This window comes from Lentzea sp. NBRC 102530 (genome assembly GCF_030269365.1).
Lineage (GTDB): Bacteria > Actinomycetota > Actinomycetes > Mycobacteriales > Pseudonocardiaceae > Lentzea.
In genome coordinates this window covers 129,315-152,036 of record NZ_BSTF01000007.1, presented here as the reverse complement: position 1 = coordinate 152,036, position 22,722 = coordinate 129,315, and the positions used below count along the sequence as shown (strand labels likewise).

The 22,722-nt window shown below is 70.6% G+C and carries 23 protein-coding genes; 8 read left to right on the top strand and 15 right to left on the bottom strand.

The features are described from left to right. Positions 1-5: 5 nt before the first annotated feature. Entirely contained in the window at positions 6-1,601 is a 1,596-nt protein-coding gene (locus tag QSK25_RS20285) for a glycosyltransferase family 4 protein (RefSeq protein WP_285640305.1), read from the bottom strand. A gap of 273 nt (positions 1,602-1,874) precedes the next feature. Between QSK25_RS20285 and QSK25_RS20280 the strand changes: the two genes are divergently transcribed. Next, a complete protein-coding gene (locus tag QSK25_RS20280; protein ID WP_352236130.1) occupies positions 1,875-3,125 on the top strand; it encodes a nucleotide disphospho-sugar-binding domain-containing protein in 1,251 nt (416 codons plus the stop codon). A 135-nt stretch (positions 3,126-3,260) separates the two neighbouring features. Here QSK25_RS20280 and QSK25_RS20275 read toward each other — a convergent pair whose 3' ends face one another. From QSK25_RS20275 to QSK25_RS20255, 5 genes are read right to left on the bottom strand one after another with little or no spacing between them, the layout of a single operon-like run. Beyond that, a complete protein-coding gene (locus QSK25_RS20275) occupies positions 3,261-4,142 on the bottom strand; it encodes an NAD-dependent epimerase/dehydratase family protein (protein WP_285640303.1) in 882 nt (293 codons plus the stop codon). After that, complete coding sequence (locus QSK25_RS20270) at positions 4,142-5,644, bottom strand: class I adenylate-forming enzyme family protein (RefSeq protein WP_285640302.1); 1,503 nt, start codon at positions 5,642-5,644, stop codon at positions 4,142-4,144. The genes QSK25_RS20275 and QSK25_RS20270 overlap by 1 nt, the downstream gene beginning before the upstream one ends. Further along, positions 5,637-6,773: a cytochrome P450 gene (locus QSK25_RS20265; RefSeq protein WP_285640301.1), complete on the bottom strand. Its 1,137-nt coding sequence runs from the start codon at positions 6,771-6,773 to the stop codon at positions 5,637-5,639. The genes QSK25_RS20270 and QSK25_RS20265 overlap by 8 nt, the downstream gene beginning before the upstream one ends. Continuing rightward, on the bottom strand, positions 6,770-7,519 hold the full coding sequence (locus QSK25_RS20260) for a glycosyltransferase family 2 protein (protein ID WP_285640299.1): 750 nt from the start codon (positions 7,517-7,519) through the stop codon (positions 6,770-6,772). The genes QSK25_RS20265 and QSK25_RS20260 overlap by 4 nt, the downstream gene beginning before the upstream one ends. Further along, positions 7,516-8,502, bottom strand: a complete 987-nt coding sequence (locus QSK25_RS20255; RefSeq protein ID WP_285640297.1) for a 3-oxoacyl-ACP synthase III family protein — start codon at positions 8,500-8,502, stop codon at positions 7,516-7,518. Before QSK25_RS20255 ends, QSK25_RS20260 begins: the two co-directional genes overlap by 4 nt. A gap of 145 nt (positions 8,503-8,647) precedes the next feature. Here QSK25_RS20255 and ppk2 point away from each other — a divergent pair, with 145 nt between their 5' ends. Beyond that, on the top strand, positions 8,648-9,607 hold the full coding sequence (ppk2, locus tag QSK25_RS20250) for a polyphosphate kinase 2 (protein WP_285640295.1): 960 nt from the start codon (positions 8,648-8,650) through the stop codon (positions 9,605-9,607). 44 nt (positions 9,608-9,651) lie between these two features. Here ppk2 and QSK25_RS20245 read toward each other — a convergent pair whose 3' ends face one another. The 3 genes from QSK25_RS20245 to QSK25_RS20235 all read right to left on the bottom strand — a co-directional run bounded on the left by QSK25_RS20245 (position 9,652) and on the right by QSK25_RS20235 (position 10,891). Beyond that, positions 9,652-9,906 carry a hypothetical protein gene (locus QSK25_RS20245; RefSeq protein ID WP_285640294.1) on the bottom strand — a complete coding sequence of 85 codons (255 nt, stop codon included), beginning with the start codon at positions 9,904-9,906 and terminating at the stop codon, positions 9,652-9,654. Beyond that, complete coding sequence (locus QSK25_RS20240) at positions 9,906-10,202, bottom strand: WhiB family transcriptional regulator (protein WP_285640740.1); 297 nt, start codon at positions 10,200-10,202, stop codon at positions 9,906-9,908. The genes QSK25_RS20245 and QSK25_RS20240 overlap by 1 nt, the downstream gene beginning before the upstream one ends. 134 nt (positions 10,203-10,336) lie before the next feature. After that, positions 10,337-10,891, bottom strand: coding sequence for an RNA polymerase sigma factor (locus QSK25_RS20235; RefSeq protein WP_285640293.1), 555 nt, complete (start codon positions 10,889-10,891; stop codon positions 10,337-10,339). A 436-nt stretch (positions 10,892-11,327) separates the two neighbouring features. On the opposite strand from QSK25_RS20235, the gene QSK25_RS20230 reads away from it, so the two are divergent. The 3 genes from QSK25_RS20230 to QSK25_RS20220 are packed head-to-tail and all read left to right on the top strand — an operon-like array spanning position 11,328 to position 12,775. Next, complete coding sequence (locus QSK25_RS20230) at positions 11,328-11,639, top strand: hypothetical protein (RefSeq protein ID WP_285640292.1); 312 nt, start codon at positions 11,328-11,330, stop codon at positions 11,637-11,639. Next, positions 11,599-12,489: a hypothetical protein gene (locus tag QSK25_RS20225; protein ID WP_285640291.1), complete on the top strand. Its 891-nt coding sequence runs from the start codon at positions 11,599-11,601 to the stop codon at positions 12,487-12,489. The genes QSK25_RS20230 and QSK25_RS20225 overlap by 41 nt, the downstream gene beginning before the upstream one ends. A gap of 10 nt (positions 12,490-12,499) precedes the next feature. Continuing rightward, positions 12,500-12,775: a hypothetical protein gene (locus QSK25_RS20220; RefSeq protein ID WP_285640290.1), complete on the top strand. Its 276-nt coding sequence runs from the start codon at positions 12,500-12,502 to the stop codon at positions 12,773-12,775. A gap of 523 nt (positions 12,776-13,298) precedes the next feature. Here QSK25_RS20220 and QSK25_RS20215 read toward each other — a convergent pair. Beyond that, positions 13,299-14,063 carry an esterase/lipase family protein gene (locus QSK25_RS20215; RefSeq protein WP_285640289.1) on the bottom strand — a complete coding sequence of 255 codons (765 nt, stop codon included), beginning with the start codon at positions 14,061-14,063 and terminating at the stop codon, positions 13,299-13,301. A 134-nt stretch (positions 14,064-14,197) separates the two neighbouring features. Between QSK25_RS20215 and QSK25_RS20210 the strand changes: the two genes are divergently transcribed. Beyond that, positions 14,198-14,542 (top strand): hypothetical protein, encoded by a 345-nt coding sequence (locus QSK25_RS20210; RefSeq protein ID WP_285640288.1) that lies wholly within the window; start codon positions 14,198-14,200, stop codon positions 14,540-14,542. A gap of 57 nt (positions 14,543-14,599) precedes the next feature. Here QSK25_RS20210 and QSK25_RS20205 read toward each other — a convergent pair whose 3' ends face one another. Next, positions 14,600-14,881, bottom strand: coding sequence for a DUF3040 domain-containing protein (locus QSK25_RS20205; RefSeq protein ID WP_285640287.1), 282 nt, complete (start codon positions 14,879-14,881; stop codon positions 14,600-14,602). Between the two features lie 3 nt (positions 14,882-14,884). Beyond that, a complete protein-coding gene (ctaD, locus tag QSK25_RS20200) occupies positions 14,885-16,630 on the bottom strand; it encodes an aa3-type cytochrome oxidase subunit I (RefSeq protein ID WP_285640286.1) in 1,746 nt (581 codons plus the stop codon). Between the two features lie 175 nt (positions 16,631-16,805). On the opposite strand from ctaD, the gene QSK25_RS20195 reads away from it, so the two are divergent. Then, positions 16,806-17,528: a GAF and ANTAR domain-containing protein gene (locus QSK25_RS20195; RefSeq protein WP_285640284.1), complete on the top strand. Its 723-nt coding sequence runs from the start codon at positions 16,806-16,808 to the stop codon at positions 17,526-17,528. A 5-nt stretch (positions 17,529-17,533) separates the two neighbouring features. Continuing rightward, on the top strand, positions 17,534-19,003 hold the full coding sequence (locus tag QSK25_RS20190; RefSeq protein WP_285640282.1) for a PP2C family protein-serine/threonine phosphatase: 1,470 nt from the start codon (positions 17,534-17,536) through the stop codon (positions 19,001-19,003). Positions 19,004-19,057: 54 nt separating this feature from the next. Here QSK25_RS20190 and QSK25_RS20185 read toward each other — a convergent pair whose 3' ends face one another. Genes QSK25_RS20185 through QSK25_RS20175 form a run of 3 tightly spaced genes read right to left on the bottom strand, consistent with a single transcriptional unit; the run spans position 19,058 to position 22,660 of the window. Then, complete coding sequence (locus QSK25_RS20185) at positions 19,058-20,911, bottom strand: CheR family methyltransferase (RefSeq protein WP_285640280.1); 1,854 nt, start codon at positions 20,909-20,911, stop codon at positions 19,058-19,060. A gap of 10 nt (positions 20,912-20,921) precedes the next feature. Then, positions 20,922-21,665: an ATP-binding protein gene (locus tag QSK25_RS20180; protein ID WP_285640277.1), complete on the bottom strand. Its 744-nt coding sequence runs from the start codon at positions 21,663-21,665 to the stop codon at positions 20,922-20,924. Further along, positions 21,662-22,660: a chemotaxis protein CheB gene (locus tag QSK25_RS20175; protein ID WP_285640273.1), complete on the bottom strand. Its 999-nt coding sequence runs from the start codon at positions 22,658-22,660 to the stop codon at positions 21,662-21,664. Before QSK25_RS20175 ends, QSK25_RS20180 begins: the two co-directional genes overlap by 4 nt. Positions 22,661-22,722 lie beyond the last annotated feature (62 nt).

Sequence of the window (22,722 nt, the reverse complement as noted above, 5' to 3'; positions counted from 1 at the left end):
GGTGCTCAGCCCGACAACCGGCCGTAGAGCGCCGCGAACGGCTCGGCCACGGCGTCGATGTGGAAGTGCTCGCGCACGGTGCGCTGGCCGGCCGCCGCGATCGGCGCCGCGGCGGCACCGAGGTCCACCACGTGGGCCAGGCCCTCCGCGAGGGACCGCGCCGTCGACGTGTCGACCAGGAACCCGTTGCGGCCCTGTGCCACGTAGCACGACATGCCGCCACGCTGCGGGCCGACCGCGAGCAACCCGGCCTCCATGCCTTCGAGCACGGCGATGCCGAACTCCTCCTTGACGCTCGCGCAGGCGTAGACGTGCGGGGCGCCCGACGGCGCGGGACTGGCCGCCAGTTCCTGCTGCAACCGCCGGACGTCGTCGTTGGACCAGGCGGTCAGCACGGCGAGCCGTCCGCGTGCGGCGGGCGCGGACCGGGCCAGCGCGATGACCTCGTCGAGCACCGCCTGCTCGTCCGGCGTCCTGTTCGTCGAGGAACCCCCGATGATCACCAAGGTGGTCCGGTGGTGCAGACCCGCCTCCAGCCACGCCTGCACCAGCAGCGGTTGCTGCTTCATCGGGTGCAGCCGCCCCACGTTCAACAGCACGGGCAGGTTCTCCGCCGCGGCGTCCAGGCGGGGGAGGGCGGCCGGGCTGAACAGTTCCCGCACGAGTGACCGCCGCGCCGGCGCGGGGCCCGGCGCGATGCCCTCCTCCAGCGCGATCAGCGTCTCGGCGGTGAGCTGCGGGAAGTGCGCCAGCACCTCGTCCTGCCTGCCGCCGATCGTGATGACCTGGTCCGCCCGCCGTACGAGGTGGTCGGCGGCGCGGACCCGGTGCAGGTCGAACCACATGGCCGTGAGGTCCTCGGCGTCGTGCGGGTGGCGCTCGGCGAGGTGGCGGTGCGGGTCCGGGGTGACCGTGAACACGAGCTTCGAGCCGAGCAGGCGCGCGGCGTCGGCCACGGCGAGCGATCCGTCGTCGGAGTAGCGGACGTGCACGACGTCCGGCGTCAGCCCGCACCGCGTCAGGAGCTTGGTGAGCCACCAGGTGATGCCCGCCCGGTGCCGTGCCATCTCCGGCTGGGCGAGCGGGACCGGTGAGTCGACCGGCACCTGCACCGTCCAGTGGTCGTGCTCGGGGGCCCTGCTGACGGCCAGGGTGGTCGGCTCGGGCGCGAGGACCACCGTGATCACCCGGCCGATGTCCTGTCGCGCCACCAAGGCGTCGGCCAGCGACGACAGGAACACGGTGAGTCCGCCGCTCGCTCCCTCGCCGGGCCGCGCGGTGCCGCCGATGAGCATCGACTGGGCGACGACGGGTCCCGTCGCGGTCGGTGCCAAGGGGAGTGCGACGTCGTCGTGCAGGAGGTCGAGCATCAGTTTCTCGTAGGGGGAGCCGGGACAGTCGTCCACCGGCTCGCCGAGCGCGTCCAGGTAGCGCCACAGCGGCGGGCCCCCGGCCAGCGCTCGCGCCTCGTCCGCTCGCAGGGGGGTGAGGCGGTGCAGGGTCGCGAGGTCGAGCAGGTCCGCGACCACCCCGGGATCCTTCCCGGACAGCAGGACCCGGCGCAGCTCGGTGGTCGTCGCGTCCGCGCCGTGGTGCCCCACGGTCGCCGGAACCTGTTCGCACGTCGAGGAAAAGGTCGTCGGACGCGGATCTCGCAGGAACGTGCCGACCAGAATCCGAGGGCTCGGCGGTGGCGGTGTGTTCGGGACTCGTCGTGCGCGCAGCTCGCGCTGTACTTCCGGATGTGTCCACACATCCTTCATTCGAACCAGATCGGCGGCTGGATCGAACAATTTTCAGCAACAGCAACGAGGAGGACATCAGTGCCGCGGTTCGTCGTCGTCAGTCCGCCCTTCCACTCCCACGCTCAGCCCATGTCCGTTTTCGCGAGGGCGTTGAGCACCGCGGGAGCACGGGAGGTGACCTTCGCCTGCGGGTCGGAGTTCGCCGACCTCGCGCCGGAACTCCCTTTCACGGCGCTGAAAACCACCAGGGACTCGAACAGCGGCATCGCCGAACGGACCGAGCAGGACGCGCGCTCGGCCCAGCAGCTCACGGACTTCCTGAAGGCGACCGGAGAAGGCGCGGCCGCGACACTGCTCGCGCAGACGCGGCGGCGCAGGGCCGAACCCCTCGCCGCCCCGGTCGCGGTGCTCAGCGACATCGCCGCGGTGCACGAGCAGGTGCGGCCCGACTGGTACGTGGTAGACCAGATCGACTACGCCACAACGCTTGCGCTGCACGCACTCGACCTGCCGTTCGTGTCCTTTGTGACCGGACACCCGACCTACCTGGTCTCCCGGGACGACCAGTTCTTCGGTCTGCCGCAGGCGTGGCCGTCCGCGGTGCGCCCGTCGCAGGCGGAAGAAGCGGTGCTGGCCACGGAAGTGCGCCTGACCGATCTCGCCTTCACGGTGGCGTTCACCCGTTTCCTGCGCGAGTTCGCGCCGACGCGTCCGGTGCCGCGCAGGGCCTTCGCACTCACCTCACCCCATGCCGCCGTCGTGAACTACCCGGACCTGCCCTGGCTGCCGCCGTTGCCGGAACACCAGCGGCAGATCTTCCTCGGCCACTGCACCACCCCCGAGGAGCTGGACGACACCTGGCTCGGCCGCGTGCGCGACCGCCGGGTTCTGCTGGTGGCGCTGGGAACCTTCCTGTCCGCCAGGCACGACGTCCTGCGCAGGGTGGTCGACGGCGCACTGCGGATCCCGGACCTGACGGTGGTGGTCGCCGCGGGCGGCCGCGTCGCCGAACTGGCCGACCTGGCGGAGAACCCGCGGGTGGTCGTGGAACCTGTTGTGCCACAACGCGCTCTGTTGCCGCACGTCGCCGCGATGGTGCACCACGGTGGCAACAACTCGTTCACCGAATGCCTGTCGGCGGGGGTGCCCGCCGTGGTCCTGCCGTTCTCCAGCGATCAGTTCTGCATCGCCCACGACGCGGAACGCGCCGGTGCGGGGGTGTGCCTGGACCCGAACGCCGCGACACCCGAGGACGTGGCGAACGCGCTGAACTCCCTGCTGCGGAACCAGAACCCGTTCGCGGAACTGAGGAGGTCGCTGCGGAGCGCGGGACCGGACCGGGGCGCCGCGCGTCTGCTCGACGTGCTCGGCCGGGTCTGAGACGCGACGCGGCGGCGTTCACCGGGACAGCGCTGTGGACCAGGTGCACCTCGGCCTCCTCCCGTCGTCAGTCCATGGTCGCCCGGCACAACGGGGCGTGCATGATGAGTCGGCCTCCCGCCGGAGGTCTTCTGCTCACCACGCCGCGGAGCCGGCGAAGGACGTGGGTGCGGGCCGGTAACCGAGGTGCGTGCGGGCGGCGGTGATGTCCAGGGTGCGTTCGAACGCCAGGTGGCTGATGGCGTACCTGGTCAGACGGGGAGGCTCGGCGCGGCCCGCCAGCCGCCACACGGGCTCGGCCACCGCCGCCAGGGACCGGGCGAGCCGCAGGGGCAGGTGGCGGATCCGGACGTCCAGACCCCGTTCCCGCATCAGGTCCCGCAGCGCGCTTTCCAGCACGACCGGCGAGGAGTCCGCCACGTTGTAGACGCCGGGCGGGCCGGTGCAGGCCAGCAGAGCGGCCTGGGCGAGGTTGTCGATCGACGTGAGCGACTGCAGCGCCTGCCCGTCGCCCACGAGGAACAAGGTCCGGCCCCGGATCGCGCTCAGGACCCTGGGGAGCAGGGTCGGGTCGCCCGGGCCGTAAACGGCGTGGGGGCGGAGGACGACACCGTCCGGACGCGTCAGCACCACCCCTTCCGCCTCGGCCTTCGTCGCACCGTAAGCGGTGAGGTAGCGACTCACCGGGGCAGCGGACTCGGACGCCGAGACGGTCGGCCTGAACGGGTCGTAGACGCTCGCCGACGACATGTGCACGAACCGGGCGCCGGGGAAGGTCTCCAGGACGTTGCGCGTACCGGCGACGTTCACCCGCCGGATCCGCGCACCGGAACCCCAGTCGGTCACGGCTGCGGCGCAGTGCACCACGGCGTCGACGACCGGCGGGTCGTCCAAGGGGCCCGCCGTGATGTCCCACGACCGTGACCCGTAGGCGTGCACCTGCCAACCGCGTGCCTCGGCGGCACGGCACACCGCCCCGCCCACGAAACCGGTCGCCCCCGTCACGGCCAGCCGCATCAGCGAGCCAGCCCCGCGCGGAGAGCGGAGCGGTCGATCTTCCTGGTGCGGCCCGACAGCGGCAGCTCCGGCAGGACCACGACCTCGTCGGGCACCGCGTAGACGTCGATGAGGTCCGGCAGCGCGGCTCGGACCCGCGCGGCCAGGTCGGGGCCGGCGTCGGCGGCGGGCACGAGCACCAGCACGATCCGCTCGTCGCCGATCTCGTCCGGTACGCCGACCAGGACGGCCGCCGCGACTCCCGGCAGGCGGCTGATGGCCGGTTCGTACAGGCCGGGGTACACGTTGGTCCCCCCGCGCAGGATCATGTCCTTCTTCCGGCCGGTGAGCACGACCAGGTCTCCGTCCAGCCGAGCCAGGTCGCCGGTGGCGTGCTCGGTCATCGGTGGCGATCCCAGGTAGCCGCGGCACATGTTGGGTCCGGACACCATCAGCTCCCCGTCCTCGGCGACGCGTGCCCGCACGCCGGGCAGCGGCCGGCCGAGGAGGTCGCCGTCGTGCGCGAGCTTCTCCTCGGCGGTCGCGATCGCCACCGGGAGGATCTCGGTCATGCCGTACACGGCGAGCAGTTCGACCCCCGGCAGCGCGGCCCGGGCACGGCGCAGCAGCGGCGGCAGGACCGGTGCGGAACCCAGCAGCACCTGGCGCAGCGACCGCGGCAGCGCGACCCCGCTGTCGAGGATCGCGGCCAGGTCCGAGGGCACCAGGAAGGTGTGGGTCGCACCCTCCAGGCCGGCTGCCAGCGCGGCGGGCTCGGCGGCGGGCGCGAACCCGTAGGGCGGCATGGACCAGTGCGCGCCCGCGATGAGCGCGGGCAGCCCCAGCATCATCTGGTCGGTGTGCACCCGGGAGTCCTCGTCCAGCTCGCACCGCGTCGCCAGCACGGTGAGCGCGGCCGCGAGCGAACCCCTGGTGTGCACGACGGCTTTCGGCTCGGCCGTGGTGCCCGAGGTGAACACGACCACGGCGTCCTGGTCCGGTGCGGGGTCGGGCAGCGGCGCGGCGGCGACCGGTTTCGCGAGCGTCCGGGTGGACACCGAGCGCAGCGGCACACCGGGCAGCCAGGGCCCGGATCTGACGTACCGCACCGGCAGGGCGGTGTAGTCCGGCAGCAGCACGCCCCTGCGACGGGCCAGGGCGCGCACCGGGCCGGGTGCGCTCGCCGCGTACAGCAGGGACTCGGCCGCCACCCACGCCGGTCCCGCCAGTTCGGTGCGCCTCGTGAAGAGCTCCTGCCCGCCGCCGGGGTCGACGAACACCACCGTGCCACCGGCCGCGACGGTGCCGAGGGCCAGGACGATCGCGTCGGGCCCCGGCCGCACCGAGAACAGCATCCGGCTGCCAGGCGTGAAACCCCTGGAACGCAACCGGTGCGCCGTGCTGAGCACGCGGTCGGCCAGCTCGGCGTAGGTCGTCGTCCTTCCCCGTCCGTCGGTCAGCGCGGGGCGCCGACTGTGGCGCCCGGCCGCGTTCAACACCCCGATCAGCAGGTCGTCAGCCACGGCGCACCACCAGTCTCGAGTAACAGGGGATCAGCACCCGCCGCGCGGCGCTCCGGTCCACGACGGACAGGGGTGCCGCGTCGAGCACGGCGCCGAGCACCGCGCGGATCTCCGCCTGGGCCAGCGGCATGCCCAGGCAGAAGTGCGGTCCCGCGCCGAACCACAGTTGCCTGATCTGCGGCGGGTGCGCACGTTCTGGATCGAAGGACCCGAGGGCGTTGGCCGCCGAGATCGTCGCGATCACGACCCGGTCACCGGCCCGCACCCGCACCCCGCCGATCCGGGAGTCCGCGGCGACGCTGCGCAGCATCACCGGCGAGGGCACGGTCACCCGCAGCGCCTCGGCGATCGCGTCGTCGACCCGGCTCCTGTCCGCGGCCAGCCGGTCGAGCCAGCCGAAGTCGTGCAGCAACGCCACCAGGCGCGGGATGTACGACACCAACGTCTCGGTCCCCGTGAGCACGAACGCCGCCACCGCGCCGAGCGCCTCCTCCTCGGTCAGGCCGAGCTGCCGCATCCGGCCCGGCACGGTCGCCGGGTCGCCGTCGGCCCACGCCCGCGCGGCAGGCCTGGTGAGCACGCCCAGCGACTGCCGGCACCGCAGCACCTGCGCGGGTGTCAGCGACCGGCGGCCCAGCCGGATCGCCGACGTGATCGCGGTTCCCGCGACGTGCGCCGCCACCGCCTCGGACGCGTTCAGCCCGACCAGTTCGCAGATCACCGCACCGACCAGCCGCCGCACGACGGCCACCAGGTCGACCGGACGGCCGGCTCGCAGATCGTTCCGCAACTCCTGCACGGGTGCGTCGAGGACCGCCCCGCACAGGTCGGCCACGCTGCGCGGGGTGAACAGCCCGGACAGCTTGCGCCGGAGTTCGCCGTGCGCCGCGCCTTCCATGTTCAGCAACACGGTCGGTCCCACGACGGGCGTCCACAGGTCCGCCGGCGAGCCGGGGCCGGTCTTGGTGAAGTGCGCCGGGTCGTTGAGCACTTCCTTCGCGAGCGCGGCGTCGCTGACCACGACCCCCACCCGCGGCACCCGGACCACCGGCGCGATGCGGCCGACGGCACGGACCAAGGGATAGGCGGCCGGGTGCGCGGCCAGCTGGAGCCTCGACTCCCAGTTCATCGGATGTCCACGACGTCCGGCCGGTAGCGGTGGTCGGCGTACCAGGCGAGCGTCCTGCGCAACCCCCAAGCCTGCGCCCGCCGCGACGAGCCGTGGACGACCACGTCCCGCCGCCGCCCGTACGCCGTGGTGTGCAGGCGGACGGCGTTGACGAGGGCGCGGTCCTCGTGCAGGTCCTCGATCTTCGACCGCGGGAACCCGCCGGCGAGCACGTACAACTCGGCCGTGATCGCCATGTTGCAGCCGGGCGTCATCACGTACGGCCCCAGGTAGCGGGGATCCCGGTTGCCGGAGCGCACCTTGCCGAACGCCGACGCGACCTCGACGGCGGCGACGAGCACCCACCGCGTGACCGCCCTCACCCCTTCGTCCGTGCGGGGCAGGAGCTGTCCCGACACCAGCCGGAGTCCGCTGCCGAACGCGGCCTTGACCCGCGCCGTCCAGTCCGGTGCCGGCAGGCAGTCGGCGTCCGTGCGGGCCAGCCACCGCGCCCCCTGTGCGATGGCGTGGCGCATCCCGGTGTCCGCCGCCGCGCCGGTGCCCTTCTGCGGCTCGTGCACGACCTCCAGCCGCAGTTCTGGGTTCTCGTCGTGAAAACGCCGCACCAGGTCCACTGTGGAATCGGTCGAGCCGTTGTCCACCACGACCAGTCTGAAGTCCAGGTCCTCCTGCGCCGCAAGGGCTCTCAGCGTCGCGACGATGGAGCGTTCCTCGTTGTAGGCCGGCACGACCACCCACAGGCTCACAGCCGCACCACCACGATCCCGAGGCTCACGCCACCGGCCAGGCCCACCAGCGCGACGAGGTCGCCGGGACCGCACCGGCCCATGCGCTGCGCGGTGACCAGCTGCAGGGGCAGGCTCGCGGACGCCACGTTGCCGTGCTCGGCCAGCGTCACCACCAGCTTGTCGCGCGGCACGCCCGCCCGGTCGGCGAAGATGTCCAGGTAGGGCAACGACACCTGGTGCACGCACGCCACCGCGAAGTCGTCCCACGTCAGGTCGAGCCCGCGCAGGGTGTCGTCGAGGACGTCGCGGCCCAGGTGCAGGAACGCGTCCTTGAGCCGCGGGCCGTCCATGTCGAAGTAGGTGAACTCCGGATCCCGCGGATGCCGGGATCCACCGGCGGGGAGGGTGCCGACGTCCCACCACGTCGAATCCGCGGTGAACGCACTGCCCAGCACACCGGCGTCACCGGCGGTGAGCAGCACGGCCGCCCCCGCGTCCGACAGCGTGTAGCCGGGGAAGGCGCGCCGGAACTGGGCCGCGTCCGCCACGTTCCAGCGCACGGCCCGCGACGGTGACTCGCCGCTCGCGATCAGCACGGTGCGGTAACGCCCCGTCGAGATCAGGGCGTCCGCGACCTCGATCGCGTTGAGCACGCTGTTGCACGCGTTCTTGACGTCCATCACGGGACAGCGCAGCTCGAGCTTCGCCGCCACGATGTGCGCCGTCGCCGGCTCCACCATGTCCTGGCTGGCGGAGGCGAACAGGAGCAGGTCGACGTCCGCCGGCTCGGTCCCGGTGTCCGCCAGCAGCTTGCGCGCAGCCGCCACCGCCAGGTCGGACGCCTGCTCGTCATCGCGCATCACGTGCCGTGACCTGATACCGGTCAACCGGCCGATGAGCCCGGGCGGCGGCGTGAACGGCCCCAAACGTCGTTCCACCTCTTGCGTGCTCAGCCGCTCCTCGGGCAGATGCACGGCTGCGCCGGCCAAACGTGTACCCACTCCCGCACCTCCTGCGTGCACGCTATATGCGCCGGCCCGGCGGGACGTCGGTAGATCTACTCGGATGATCGGCGATCGACCCGGCGGACGCCCGCGTTGACGCACTCACGATTGCGGTGCGGTTACGTCGGGTATGTACGATTCCGTGACCGACCTGACCCTTGCCTCCGGTGACCTCCTCGTCGAGGGGTACACAGCCGACTTCTCCGACGCGGACCAGCCGATCCTGTTGGACGCCAACGGTTCCCCGGTGAACACCTGGCGGGAGAACTACCCCTACTCCGAACGGATGCCCCGGCCGGACTACGACCGCCTCAAGCGGTTGCTGCAGATCGAGCTGCTCAAGCTTCAGTACTGGGTGGCCGACACCGGGCAGCGGCTCGTGATCCTCTTCGAGGGGCGCGACGCCGCCGGCAAGGGCGGCACCATCAAGCGGTTCACCGAACACCTCGATCCGCGGGGCGCGCGGACCGTCGCCCTCGGCAAGCCGAGCGAGCGGGAACGTGGCGAGTGGTACTTCCAGCGCTACGTCCGCGAGCTGCCGACGGCGGGGGAGATCGTGCTGTTCGACCGTTCCTGGTACAACCGCGCCGGCGTCGAGCACGTCATGGGCTACTGCACGGACGAGGAGTACGAGCGGTTCATGCGGCAGGCGCCGCTGTTCGAGCAGATGCTCGTCGAGGACGGGATCATGCTGGTGAAGCTGTGGTTCTCGGTGTCCCGCAACGAACAGCGGACCAGGTTCGTCATCCGCCAGATCGACCCGGTGCGGCAGTGGAAGCTCAGCCCCAACGACATCAAGTCGCTCGACCGCTGGGACGACTACACGGAGTCCAAAGTGGCCATGTTACGTGCCACCGACACCCGGATCGCGCCGTGGACGGTCGTCAAGAGCAACGACAAGAAGCGGGCGCGCATCGAGGCGATGCGCAGCGTTCTCGCCCGCTTCGACTACGCCGACAAGGACGCCGAGGTGGTCGGGACGCCGGACGTGCTCGTGGTCGGCGCCGCCGACACGCTCCTGGAGGAGGGGGAGGACGCCACCAGCCTGAGCCCCACGCCGATCGCGCCCACCCCGGAACCGGGACCGGGCCTGCACCCGTGACGGCTCGTCCCCGACTCGTTCGGTCTGCGCACCTCGGGCGGGGGCTAGCGACGGCGGCGGCGGCGGCGGACACGTGCGGCTGCGCCTCCGGCGGCGATCGCGGACACGCCACCGCAGACCCAGGCGGTGCTGGGCGCGTGGGTCGCCAGCACCACCAAGCCCGCCGCCACGACGACGGCCACCAGCACGGCTCCGCCCAGCACCCAGCGCAGCAGCGCCACGGCGTTGCGGGTGCGCGCGTCGTCGGCGACCACGTAGCCGATCAGGCCGTGCGGTGAGGTGTTCCGGGACGTCGTCATCAGCTGATCTCCACGACGTAGTACTCCCACGCCCGATCCGGTTCCAGCAGTTCGCGCCACGACACGACGTCGGGCCTGCGGCGCAGCAGTGCGCGGCGTTCTCGTTCGGTCATGCCACCCCACACACCGAAGCCGATGCGGTTGTCCAGCGCCTCGACCAGGCAGTCCGTCCGCACCGGACACGTCAGGCACAGCAGCTTCGCCTTGCGTTGTTCCGCGCCGCGGGCGTGCAGGTGATCCGCTGACTCGTCGCGGCAGGCGGCCTGCAGACGCCAGTCACCGCCCGGCGTGTCCACCGGACCGAAGGCCGACGGCTGGGTCGCTTCCCGCAGGACACCGTCTTCGAGCCGCGCACGCGCTGCGGCCAGGTCGTAGTCGGCGTACCGCGCGTCCAGGTCGGCCGCGACACGTCGGGTCATGTCGTCGAAGCTCATCGCACCCCACCCTCTTCGAACCGTCGGCGAGCGTCGGAGAGGTGTGAACGCACCGTCGACGCGTCGATCTCCAGGTATCGCCCGATCTCCGCCGCGTCCTGGTCGAGCAGGACGAACAGCGCCAGGCATTCGGCCTGCCTCGGCGGCAGGCAGGCGAGCAACCTTTCGAGGTCCAGCCGGGTCTCCAACCCGGCCACCTCGTCCGGCGCGTGCCCCTCGTCGACGAGAACCGCGGCGTGCTCGCGGCGTCGGCCCTGACGCCGCCAGAAGTCGACGAGGGCGTCCCGCAGGATCTTGAACGCGAACGCCTCTGGCGACTCGGCGCGCCGTAACGCCTCCCGGCGCCGGTACAGCGCCATGAAGGTGTCGCTGGCGATGTCCTCGGCGTCGTGGGGCGGGACGCCACGCAGCTCCAGGTACTTCAGGAACTTCACCCGGTGCCGGTCGTGGAACAGCACGAAGTCGCCGTCCAGCACGCCGGGGGCGAGACACTCCCGAACGTCCCAGGGGCACGCGCACATCGTGCGCGGGCACGTGCTCGCACTGGTCACAACCACCTCGCTCGACCCGGTCCACCTTGACACCAGGTATGCCGTACGGGACCGGCCGAACGTCCAGCCACTGCCCGTGTGTCACCCGATTGGATGAACTACGGGCCGAGTAACGCAGTGCCTTGAACGCAGCCTCGGGTGCCTGCACCGGCGCTGTCTTGCAGCGGTCGGCCATCGTCGGCCTGTCCTGGCCTGCCGTCACCCGCTAACGAACGCGACGCACAGAGCGAATGTCCACCAGGACGGCCGAGTCGCGCCGCCGGTGAACCGAGAGGCGTCGCCCCGTGCCAGAGCCGTCCTGGGAGAAAGCGGAACAGGCCGACAAGCCGGCAGCCCGCGTCGCCCTCGGACCTGACGTGGAGTTCGTGCTCTTCGGCCCGTCTTTGGACAACATCGTCGGCGAGGCCGAGCGCTCGCCGACGTTGGCGGTGAAGGGGTGCGAGCAGGTCGACTCGTACCCACCGCCGACGCGGTGCTGCTGTACCACTACGAGTTCCTGCCCGACGACGCCCTGGGCGACCTCGTCCTTTTGCTGGGGCAGTTTCGCGCTCACCCGACCGACGCGGTCGCCATGCTGCGCCCGTTCGACGACAGCATCGCGGCCGTGGTCGCCGCGCTGGAGAACACCGAGCCCCGCGATGCGAGCCGTCGACCACGTCGGCGACCGGAACAGGTTCCCGGCGGGGACATGAACACGTGGAGGTGTCATGGTCAGATGGCAGTACGCACACCTGGTCCAGTTGCGTGAGTGGCGCCTGGTCTACGAAGCACCTGCCGATCCTGCTCAGTGGCAGCACACGGGTACCCGCGAGGAGAAGGCAGAAGTTGCTCTCGGCACCGACGCGTGCCAGGGCACCAACCGCGTCGGTCGTGACGTCCGCGGCGATACCGCGACCGTCACGACCGAGCTCCACGAACTTTGCTGCCCGTCCTGCCAGGCCGATCCGAGCAACCGCAAAGCTCTGCCACCGACGCCGCGGACTTCCGGCTTCGGCCTGCTGGGTCGGTCGGCCCCAGTCCCTCCGGAGCTGCCTCCTCCGGTCCAACACCTCTTCCGGCCGGCGCGGCCTGATCCGACCGCCATGGCCGAGTACACGCTCCAGTACGCCGAGTACGAGCGCAGCCGGCAGCGGTTCGAGCGCGCCGAGCAGCGCAGCCAGAGATCCTCAGCCGACTGGGAAGAGGCCCGCGCACACGAACGTTGCTGCTCGTGGGCGCCGACGGACACCAAGCGGAAACGTGTGGTCGCCGTCCGTCGCGAAACCTTCCAGGACATGTCGTCCATGATGTGGACCGTCACGACGTCGCTTACCGGACCCGACGGCACGAAGACCGAACTGCAGCCCGTACTCACCCAACCACCAGCGGACAACGAACAGAACAGGGTCGCGTTGGGCGACCGGTTCGTGCCGGCCAAGGGCCTGACCGTCGCCGATCTGGCCACCGAGATCGTTCACCGCGAGCTGAACGTACTGGGCGACGATGGCTGGGAACTGTTCGACCAGCAGGTGCGCAACGGCATCTTCGGCCCGGAGGCGGGCGCTGCGGATAGCAGCGACTGGATCCAGCGCACGTTCTGGCTGCGCAGACAGATCTGAGGAGGACACCGTGCACGACTACTTCCACGGCGGCCAGTCGCTGCCACTCGGGGCGTCCGAGATGATCGACGCCTGGAGCGGCATTCCGCTCGGCCAGGTCCAGGACTACGCCGGTCCCTTCCAGGTTCTGGACGGCATGGCACACAGGATGGACCCGGCGTTCAACCCGATGATGCGCGACATGGACCGGCGTCTGCGGGAGGGGGCGGTCCACGTGTACGAGCCCGTTCAGTCCACGGGAACCCTCACCTACCACCACGCCCGTCTCCTCTTGCTCCTGAGTTGACGACGAAGGCGTTCCTGGCAGATGTTCGGCGGGCGCGAACTCGCCGGTGAACAGCCAGCCGCGAGGTGAAGGCTTGGCCATGTCGGCGTGGATGGCGATGCGGCCGCGTTCGAGATCGGTTCGGGCGTAGCAGGGAAGCTGCCTGTCGCGACCGAGACGCGCAACTTCTTCTCGGCCGCGGTGGTGAAGAGGACCGGGTTGTCGGGTGGCCCGCGAACCGCAGTGCAATCCCGCGAACCGCAGTGCAATCCCGCGAACCGCAGTGCAATCCCGCGAACCGCAGTGCAATCCCGCGAACCGCAGTGCAACGGGGGGCAACCCGGCTTCTCGGACTGCTGGTTGACCGACGTGGAGTCGTTGGTCGCCGCGCCAATCCCGGATCTCGTTCACTTGCGAACATCGAGATCTGCCACGTGCACAGGCAGCCTCGGCCACGGCGATGATCTGCTTGTGCGCCAATGTTTTCCGACGCCGAAGCTGCTCTCATCGTCGAAGTGTCAGCGTGGAAACCCCGCAGGGCGCACTACCCCGCGAGTGACGTCAGCGCGGGCTCGGGCGTCCAGGCCGCCAGCCGCTGGCTCAGGACGCGGTACACGTCCGGGGCGAGGCCCATGCCGATGTGCGTGCTGTGCACCTCGACGCAGTCGGCGGAGGGGTCCTGGCTCAGCCGCCACGGCACGACCTCGTCGGTCCGCGAGAACATCGACACGGCCGGCACTTCGGCGGGCAGCGGGGTGGCCAGGGCGCGGACGCTGTCGTCGTGGCAGACGCCGTTGAAGCACTCCTGGTCCATCAGGCCGGGGACGCCCACGGCCGCCAGCCTGGCGAGGGTGCGCGCGGCCAACATGACGTGAGGGTTCGCGGCCAGCGGGTCGACGACGGGGCTGCCCAGCATGACCAGTCCGCGCACGAGGTCGGGCCGGCGCACGGCGGCGAGCCGGGCGAGACCGCCGCCGCGGCTGTGTCCGACGAGGACGACGGGTCCGCCGGTGGCGGTCGCGTGCTCCTCGAGCCGCCTCTCGATCCGGTCGACCAGTGCGGTGGTGCAACCGAGGTTGAAGCCGATGCGGGCGCCCGCGGGACGGTAGCCGCGGTGGCTCAGCCAGGTGCTGACGAAGCTCAGCGACACGTCGGCGGCGCCGAAGCCGGGAACGAGCAGCACGCCGAGTCCGGCGCCCTCGTCCGGATCCGCCTCACGCCACACGGGGTCGGCGATCAGCTGACAGCCCAGCATCGCCGTCACCGCGTGCTCACGGGCGACGGAACGCAACGATCGCAATGCATTCATCGGCGTTCTCCTCCGCCTTGTCGGTAGCGTCAGAATTGCCGCGGGCGAGCTGCGCAAACGCGACCGACGTGACGTTTCCCGGACGAAGACGCGGTGTAGGGGTTTCGTCCGGCGGCGCGGGGGTAGGGACACGCATGGCCAAAACTCGCTGTCACGCCGAGCGCGCCGAAGTGACGTTGCGCGCGAAGACGATGCTCCTGGAGTTCACGGGCGAGTGCGACGGCGACGCGCTCACCGCGATCCGGTTGGTCGCCGAACTGCCGGACGCGGGTGGACCCGAGGACGGCGGCACCATCGTGCTGGAGCAGGACGGCGCCACCGTGACCCAGCCGGACGGCGAGGTGCGGCTCACCGCGCGCGAGCCGATCCGGTGGGCCGCCGGCCCGGTGGACGCGGACTTCGCGTTGCCGGAGAGTCCGGAGGCCACGGTGCTCACCGTGCGCGGGCTGGTCGTGCGGACGGAACCCGCGCGCGACTGAGGCGACGACCCGCTGGTTCTCGGCTCGGGAACTTGCCACTGGGCCGGCGCCGGACCCTCATCGGCTGTGTCCGCGCCGCCGGCTCCGGCGGAGGACGTGCAGGCAGGCGCCCACCATCAGGGCCAGCACCCCGGTGAAGACGAAGAGGAAGGTCGCGGTGAGCGCGCCGAGCACCACGCACACCGCGCCCACGGCACAGATCGTGAACCGCGCCCACCGCTGCTTCGTCTGTCGGGGTGCGGCGCCGTGTGCGCTCAGCGCTGCGGCCAGTTCCGGGTCGTCGGTGGTGAGCCAGCGTTCGATCCGCCGGAGTTCCCTGAGTTCGCGTGCGGCGTCCACGGCTCAGTGCTTCGTGTCGCGGTCGGTCGGTGCGAGCACCTTGTCGGTGGTCTTGTCGATACCGGCGGGCCCGGGCCTGGTGACGGACACGTGGGACTCGGCGCGCATCCGCTCGACCATGTGGGGGTAGTGCAGCTCGAAGGCGGGGCGTTCGGAGCGGATCTTCGGCAGCTCGTGGAAGTTGTGCCGTGGCGGTGGCGAGGTGGTGGCCCACTCCAGCGAGTTGCCGAACCCCCAGGGGTCGTCGGCGCGCGCGGGTTCGCCGTACCGGTAGCTGCGCGCGATGTTGTAGAGGAACGGCAGCACGGACGCGCCCAGTACAAAGGACCCGATGGTGGAGAAGGTGTTGAGGAAGGTGAAGTCGTCGCTGGGGAGGTAGTCGGCGTAGCGGCGGGGCATGCCCTGGTTGCCGAGCCAGTGGTGGACCAGGAAGGTGCCGTGGAAGCCGAGGAACGTGCTCCAGAAGTGCAGTTTGCCGAGCGGTTCGCTCATCATCCGGCCGGTCATCTTCGGGAACCAGAAGTAGATGCCGGCGTAGGTGGCGAACACGATGGTGCCGAACAGCACGTAGTGGAAGTGGGCCACGACGAAGTAGGTGTCGTGGACGTGGAAGTCGATGGGGGGCGAGGCGAGCAGGATGCCGGACAGGCCACCGAACAGGAACGTGACGATGAACCCGAGGCTGAACAGCATCGGGGTCTCGAACGTCAGCTGCCCCTTCCACATCGTGCCGATCCAGTTGAAGAACTTGATGCCGGTGGGCACGGCGATGATGAACGTGGTGAGAGAGAAGAACAACAGCAGCACCGCGCCGGTCGCGAACATGTGGTGCGCCCACACCACGACGGAGTACAGCGCGATCGCGATCGTGGCGTAGACGAGGCCCTTGTAGCCGAACAACGGTTTGCGGCTGAACACGGGGAAGATCTCGGACACGATGCCGAAGAACGGCAACGCGACGATGTAGACCTCCGGGTGGCCGAAGAACCAGAACAGGTGCTGCCACAGGATCACCCCGCCGTTGGCCGGGTCGAAGACGTGCGCGCCGAAGTGGCGGTCGGCGAGCAGCCCGAACAAGGCGGCGGTGAGGATCGGGAACGCCAGCAGCACCAGGATCGAGGTCACCAGGATGTTCCAGGTGAAGATCGGCATCCGGAACGCGGTCATGCCCGGTGCGCGCAGGCAGACGATCGTCGTGATCATGTTGACCGCGCCCAGGATGGTGCCCAGACCACCGACGATCAGCCCGGAGATCCACAGGTCACCACCGATGCCGGGGGAGTGCGTGGCGCTCGACAACGGCGTGTAGGCGGTCCACCCGAAGTCCGCCGCTCCGGCCGGGGTCAGGAACGAGCTCACCACGATCAGGCCGCCGAACAGGAACAGCCAGTAGGAGAAGGCGTTCAGCCGCGGGAACGCGACGTCGGGCGACCCGATCTGCAGCGGGACGACGAAGTTGGCGAACCCGAAGACGATCGGCGTCGCGTAGAGCAGCAGCATCACCGTGCCGTGCATGGTGAACAGCTGGTTGTACTGCTCGTTCGACAGGAACTGCAGTCCGGGGCGCGCGAGTTCGCCGCGCATCAGCAGCGCCATCACGCCACCGATCATGAAGAACCCGAACGACGTGGCCATGTACATGATGCCGATCGTCTTGTGATCGGTCGTCTGGAACAGGTTCAGCAACGCGGATCCCTTGGCGCGCCGGGTGGCCGCGACCGGTGTCGGTGCCGGCTTCAACGTGGTCATGGTCCCCCTCCGAGGCACGCACGGCGGGCTTCGCCGTGCCGCCGGACTACCCGTCGAAACCGGTGTGACACCTGCCGGGAACCGTCCGCACGGACGAACTCGCGCGGTCACCGGCTGTTCCGCTGCGGGTGGACCGACCGCTGTTTGCGGTCGTGTCCGAGGGGAAGTCAGGCAGATGGACCAGGACCTGCCCCTCGCCGACGAACTCGCGGCCGTGTCGGTGCGGATGTCGGGTCTGCTGCTGTCCCGGGAGACGGTCCGCACGGCGTTGAGCCTGGTGACGGCACTGGCAGGGGAAGCGGTACCCGGCGCCGAGGGGGCAGGGGTGACGTTGCTCGACGAGGACGGCCGCAGGGCCACCGCGGCGGCGACCGATCCGCTCGTGCAGGAACTGGACGCGCTCCAGTACGAGCTGAGGGAGGGCCCCTGCCTGAGCGCGTGGGAACAGCGCCGGGTGTTCCGCGTCGACGACTTCGCCGGAGAACCGCGCTGGCGGCGCTGGGCCGGTGCGGCCCTGGCATCGGGGATGCGGGCGGCCTTGAGCGCGCCGCTGGTGGCCGGGGGCGGCGCACTCGGTGCGATCAAGGTGTACGGCCGCGAGCCCTTCACGTTCGGGGAACGCGACGAGTACCTGCTCACTATGTTCGCCGCACAGGCGGCGATCCTGCTCGCCAACGTCCGCTCGTTCGAGAACGCGCGGAAGCTCAGCGACGCGCTCGTCGAGCAGATGCGCGGCCGGGACGTGATCAGCATGGCGAAGGGAATCCTCATGGCGCGTGAGCACCTCGACGAAACGACCGCGTTCGCGCTGCTGGCGCGCGAGTCGCAGGACGGGAACAAGAGGCTGCGCGACCTGGCCACCGCGCTGGTGCGGTCCACCGCTCGGCGGGATCGCTGACCACGATGTCCTCGGACCAGGAGCCGGCGCGGCAGGACGAGCAGCTCCGCGCGTTCTCACTCGCCTTCGCTCGCGCCGAGCTGACGGTGCAGGAGCTGTGGGCCCGGTACTTCGCCCTCGGCGGGGACCACGACCAGCTCGACGTCGAGGCCTACCTGCAGGGGCTGATGCCACTGCCGCCGGCGCAGCGCGATGTGCTGGCGCACGCGGTCAACGAGCGGCTCGACGAGCTCACCTGGCCGCATCGCGTTCCGTACACGGCCCGGCCGTCCACGAGCACTCCGCGCTCGGGCACCCTGGCGGCACTGGTGAAGCTGCTCGACGGCATGCACCAGGCGCCGCCGGAACGACTGCCGCTCGTCGCCGCGCGTGCGGGCCGTGCGCTGGGCCTGGAGATCAGCGTCTACCTCGTCGACTACGAGCAGCGGGCGCTGCACCTGGTGGGTGAGCGGCAGGAACCGGGCCTCACGTCGTTCGGGGTGGACTCCACGTTGCCGGGCAGGGCGTTCCGGACGATCGAGGTGGTGCCCTCCAGCAGTGGCGGACGGCCTCGGTTGTGGGTGCCGCTGCTCGACGGTGTGGAGCGGCTCGGCGTGCTCGGGGTGAGCCTGCCCGAGGGAACGGACCCGCTCGACGCCGGCCTGCACGAGCGGTGCCGATGGTTGTCGGCGCTCATCGGCCACCTCGTCACGATCAGCACCCACTACGGCGACGGGCTGGACGTCCTGCGGCTACAACGACCGAGGAGCCCCGCCGCCGACCTGATCCGGCAGTTGCTGCCCCCGCTCACCGCCGCCACGGACTGCTTCGCCGTCGCCGGTGTCCTGGAGCCCTGCTACGAGGTCGGCGGTGACGCCTTCGACTACTCGTTGTCGGAGACGACCGCGACGCTGTCGATCTTCGACGCCGTCGGGCACACGATGCGCAGCGGGTTCGTGGCCGCCGCCGCGCTGGCCGCCTGCCGCAGCACCCGTCGCGCGGGGCACGGCCTGTACGAACAGGCCAGGGCCATGGACGAGACCATCGCGGGCCAGTTCCCGCACGGCGCGTTCGCCACCGGCGTCCTGGCCGAACTGGATCTGCACAGCGGCCGCCTGCGCTACGTCAACGCCGGGCACCCGCCGCCGCTGCTGATGCGTTCGGGCAAGGTCGTCAAACAACTGGGCGGCGGTCGCAGGCTTCCCTTCGGCTTGGGCACCGGCGAACTCGTCGTCGCGGAGGAGACGCTGGAGCCCGACGACTGGCTCTTCCTGCACACCGACGGCGTCACCGAGGCGCGTGATGCCGACGGGGAGTTCTTCGGTGAGGCGCGGCTGACGGACTTCCTGCACCGGGAGGCCGCCGCCGCGCACCCACCGCCGGAGACCACCCGGCGGTTGGTCAAAGCCGTGCTGGCACACCAGAACGACGTTCTGCAGGACGACGCGACGGTGCTGCTGGCGCGGTGGATCAAACGCGGCGAGCTGCTGGCGTGAGCCGGCCGATGTCGCCGTGGTCCCGCGCGGCGTGCACCTTCGCGGAACGGCCGGTCAGTCGTTCTGCTGCTCCATCACCAGGATCGCGCCGCCGGGCTCGCCGCCGTTGCCCCGCAACGAACTGCACACCACGCGGATGACGACCTCGCGCCCGCGCCGGTTCACCGCCGCCAGCTTGACCTCGTCGATGAACGCGGGGTCGGTCAGCGCCGACCGCACGATCGGCCGGAGGTCGGCCACGGGCAGGCCGATGTCGAGGTTGAGCAGGTGCTCGCCCTCGGCCTCGTCGCGGCGCACGCCCCACAGCTCCTCGGCACCGCGGTTCCAGGCGAGCACGCGCATCTCCAGGTCGAGCACGACGACGCCGGCGCGCAGCGAGGTGAGGATGGACTCGAGGAACTCGTTGACCTGGTCGAGTTCGGAGCTGCGTTCGCGCAGGGTGTCGTTGATGGTCTGGAGCTCGTCGTTGGTCGACTGCAGCTCCTCGTTCATGGTCTCCAGTTCCTCGTTGGTGGACTGGAGCTCCTCGTTCGTCGTCTCCAGCTCCTCCACGGTGGACTGGAGCTCCTCGTTGGTGGTCTCCAGTTCCTCGTTGGTGGACTGGAGTTCTTCGTAGGCGGACTCGAGTTGGCGGTTCGCGAACTCCAGGTCCTCCAGGAGCCTGCGGGCGGCCGTCACGTCGTGGAAGACGACGGAGACGCCCAGGACGGTGTTGTCGGTGCCGATCAGGGGGTTGACGTGGATCTCGAACCACAGCGACTCACCGGGAGACCGCAGCCACTCGACGTCCTTGATGCGCAGCGACTTGCGCTCCAGCCGGGCCTGCTCGACGTACCCGCGCAGCTCGACCGGGCGGTAGGAGAGGTCGAGGTCGCGCAGCGGCCTGCCGGTGTCCTTGGGCGTGAGCCCGAACGTGGTCTGCGCCTGCTGGTTCGCGAGCGCCACCACGTCGTCCTCGGTCACGACCACCTGCGCGACCGGACTCGCGGAGAACGCGTGCTCGCGAAGCTCGTCGATGCCGGCGACGTCCACCCTGCGATCGTGCACCATCTGGTAGGAGACGAAGCTGCTCGGGTTGCCCGGTCCGTTGGGCGCCTTGCGGAAGATGCGCCGCTTGAGGTCGATGGGGTCGAAGATGCGGCTGTGGCTCAGCAGCATCTCGGCCTTGCCCAGGAACAGCACGCCCTTCGGTGCCAGCGCGAAGTGGAACCGGCCGAGGATCTTGGCCTGGGTCTCCTGGTTGAAGTACATCAACGTGTTGCGGCACACCAGGAGGTCTATCCGTGAGATCGGCGCGTCCTGCACGAGGTCGTTGCGGCCGAAGATGATCGAGCGGCGCAGGTCCTTGCGGAAGCTGTAGCGCCCGTTCTGGTGCTCGAAGTACTCGGCGGTGAGCTCGCTGGGCACCGCCTGCAGGTCGCGGTCGGTGTAGCTCGCGAGCCGGGCCTGGGTCAGGGCCTCGTCGTCGACGTCGGTGGCGTAGATCTTCACCTGCTGCCGGAACCGGTCGGTGCCGAGCGCCTCGGCGAGCGCGATCGCGAGGCTGTAGGCCTCCTCGCCGGAGGCGCAGCCGGCGCTCCACACCCGGATCGGGGTGTCCGGTCCGCGTTCGGCGAGCAGTGTCGGGATGACGTCCTCGCGCAGGTACGTCCACGCTTCAGGATCGCGGAAGAAGCCCGTCACGTTGATCAGGATCGTGTTGAACAACGCGCTGAACTCGTCGGCGTTGACCTGCAACTGGTCGATGTAGTCGGCGTAGGACTCGATGCCGACCTGGCTCATCCGGTGTCGCACCCGCCGTTGCAGGCTCGTGCGCTTGTAACCGGTGAAGTCGAAGCCGCGTGACTCCTTGAGGTAGAGGAGCACTTCCTCGAAGTCCTGGTCGGGTGCCGGGTGCCGGTCGTTCACGGGCGAAAACCTACCGCTTCGGCCGGAGGCCCAGCACGGCCCACACGATCTTGCCCCCGTCCGGGGACGGCGTGGTGCCCCAGGCGACGCACAGCCTGTCGACCAGTTCCAGCCCGCGGTGGCCGGGCACCCCGGATTGCGAGGCGGTCAGCACCGCGGGAGCGGGATCGCCGTCGTGGACGGCGAGGGACAGGCCGCTGGGCCGGAGTTCGATGCGCAGGACGGGCTCCGACCCGGCGTGCCGGACCGCGTTCTCGACGAGTTCGCTGACCACGACCAGGGCGTCGTCCACCAGAGCGGGCAGCTGCCATTCCGCACAGGCCTGGCGCACCTCCTCCCGTGCCAGCAGGGCGGCCACCAACGACTTCGGCAGGCTCAGCCGCCGGTAGCGGCGGAGCGGGGGTTCCGCGGCGCGGTCGAGCGCGGAGCCGAGATCGGTCGTGGTGAGGACGTGGCGGGACACTCCGGAACGCTTGAGGTCGTGCCGGTGCAGTTCGGTCTCGGCGGCGAGCACCACCGGGATGCCGGGCCACTGGGAGATCCTCATCCAGACCGTGGTGAAGACGGACAGCATCGCCCGGCTGGGTGCCGTGAAGCCGGGGCCGAGTCGGACCACCAGCGCGGCCGGTGCCCCCACCGCGAGTTTGAGCAGGTCGTCGCGCAGGCGGGGGTAGGACGCCAGGTCCAGCGTGCCCTCGGGGGTCGCCACGGCCACGCCGTCGAGGTCGGTCGTCTCGACTCTGACACCGGTCATGCGTCGGTCTCTTCCCGTAGCGGCCCGAGCAGGTGTTTGCGCAGCACGGTAGCGGCCGCCAGCGCTTCCGCCTCCTGGTTGTCGTACCGCGCGGCGACGAGATCACGGCCCGACTGCCGCGAGTGCGACGCCATCCGCCGGGCGAGTGCGGTTTTCTCCTCCAGCGTGCGCAACGCCATCCACAACGCGCGCTCCAGCCCGCCGTCGTAGGCGTCGAGCAGTGCTTCCGGTGTCCAGCCGTGGCCGACGAGACACCGGTACTGGCCACCCTGGGCCGGAAGCTCGACGAGCGAGCCCGAGCAGTCGGGACAGGTGAACGTCGTCGTCCTGCCGTGCCGGGGGATCTCGCCGAAGTCCGGTCCCGCGTCGTCACTCGCCACCCCGACCTCCAGTCGCAGGACCCCCGCGACCGGAGCCTCCTCGACGTCCACGTCCTCGCCGAGACACCGGGCGACCACCGCGCCGAGCTCGGCGGCCGGGGCGACGTGGTCGACGGCGACGTGCCGCAACACGCTCTCCGGCATCCCCGAGTAGAACGCCTCCTCGGGCGACTGCACCAGTGCCAGGCCGCCCCTGTTCTTGATCGCGGCCATCCCGGCGGTGCCGTCGTCGAGGGTCCCGGAGAGCACCACCCCGATCACAGCGGGCCCCGCGACCAGCGCGGCCGAGCGGAACAACACGTTGACCGCGGGCCGGTGCCCGTTCTCCGTGGGGCCCTTGGACAACCGCAGCACGCCGTCCTGGACCACGGTGTGGTGGTTGGGCGGGGCCACGTGGATCCGGCCCCGTCGCAGGGGCATGCCGTCGTGCACCGCGGTGACGGGCAGGGCGCCCCACCGCGCCAGGATCGCGGGCAGCGCCGACGGGCCTCCCGCGGGGATGTGCAGCACGACCACCACGGCGGCGGGCAGGTCGGCGGGGAGGGCGGAGACGAACGTCTGCAGCGCCTCCACCCCACCGGCGGAGGCACCGACGACCACCAGCTGCCTGTGCACCGCGGCTCCTCACTCGTGTGGTTCCAGGCCGGGTACCCCTGGGCCCGGCGGTCACACGCCGA

Excerpts from the sequence above, each read along its gene's own strand:
- QSK25_RS20195 (WP_285640284.1), top strand. The coding sequence starts at position 16,806 with ATGGACCAGGACCTGCCCCTCGCCGACGAACTCGCGGCCGTGTCGGTG.
- QSK25_RS20225 (WP_285640291.1), top strand. The coding sequence starts at position 11,599 with ATGGTCAGATGGCAGTACGCACACCTGGTCCAGTTGCGTGAGTGGCGC.
- QSK25_RS20210 (WP_285640288.1), top strand. The coding sequence starts at position 14,198 with ATGGCCAAAACTCGCTGTCACGCCGAGCGCGCCGAAGTGACGTTGCGC.
- QSK25_RS20275 (WP_285640303.1), bottom strand. The coding sequence starts at position 4,142 with ATGCGGCTGGCCGTGACGGGGGCGACCGGTTTCGTGGGCGGGGCGGTG.
- QSK25_RS20245 (WP_285640294.1), bottom strand. The coding sequence starts at position 9,906 with ATGACGACGTCCCGGAACACCTCACCGCACGGCCTGATCGGCTACGTG.
- QSK25_RS20215 (WP_285640289.1), bottom strand. The coding sequence starts at position 14,063 with ATGAATGCATTGCGATCGTTGCGTTCCGTCGCCCGTGAGCACGCGGTG.
- QSK25_RS20265 (WP_285640301.1), bottom strand. The coding sequence starts at position 6,773 with ATGAACTGGGAGTCGAGGCTCCAGCTGGCCGCGCACCCGGCCGCCTAT.
- QSK25_RS20190 (WP_285640282.1), top strand. The coding sequence starts at position 17,534 with ATGTCCTCGGACCAGGAGCCGGCGCGGCAGGACGAGCAGCTCCGCGCG.
- ctaD (WP_285640286.1), bottom strand. The coding sequence starts at position 16,630 with ATGACCACGTTGAAGCCGGCACCGACACCGGTCGCGGCCACCCGGCGC.
- QSK25_RS20180 (WP_285640277.1), bottom strand. The coding sequence starts at position 21,665 with ATGACCGGTGTCAGAGTCGAGACGACCGACCTCGACGGCGTGGCCGTG.
- QSK25_RS20280 (WP_352236130.1), top strand. The coding sequence starts at position 1,875 with ATGTCCGTTTTCGCGAGGGCGTTGAGCACCGCGGGAGCACGGGAGGTG.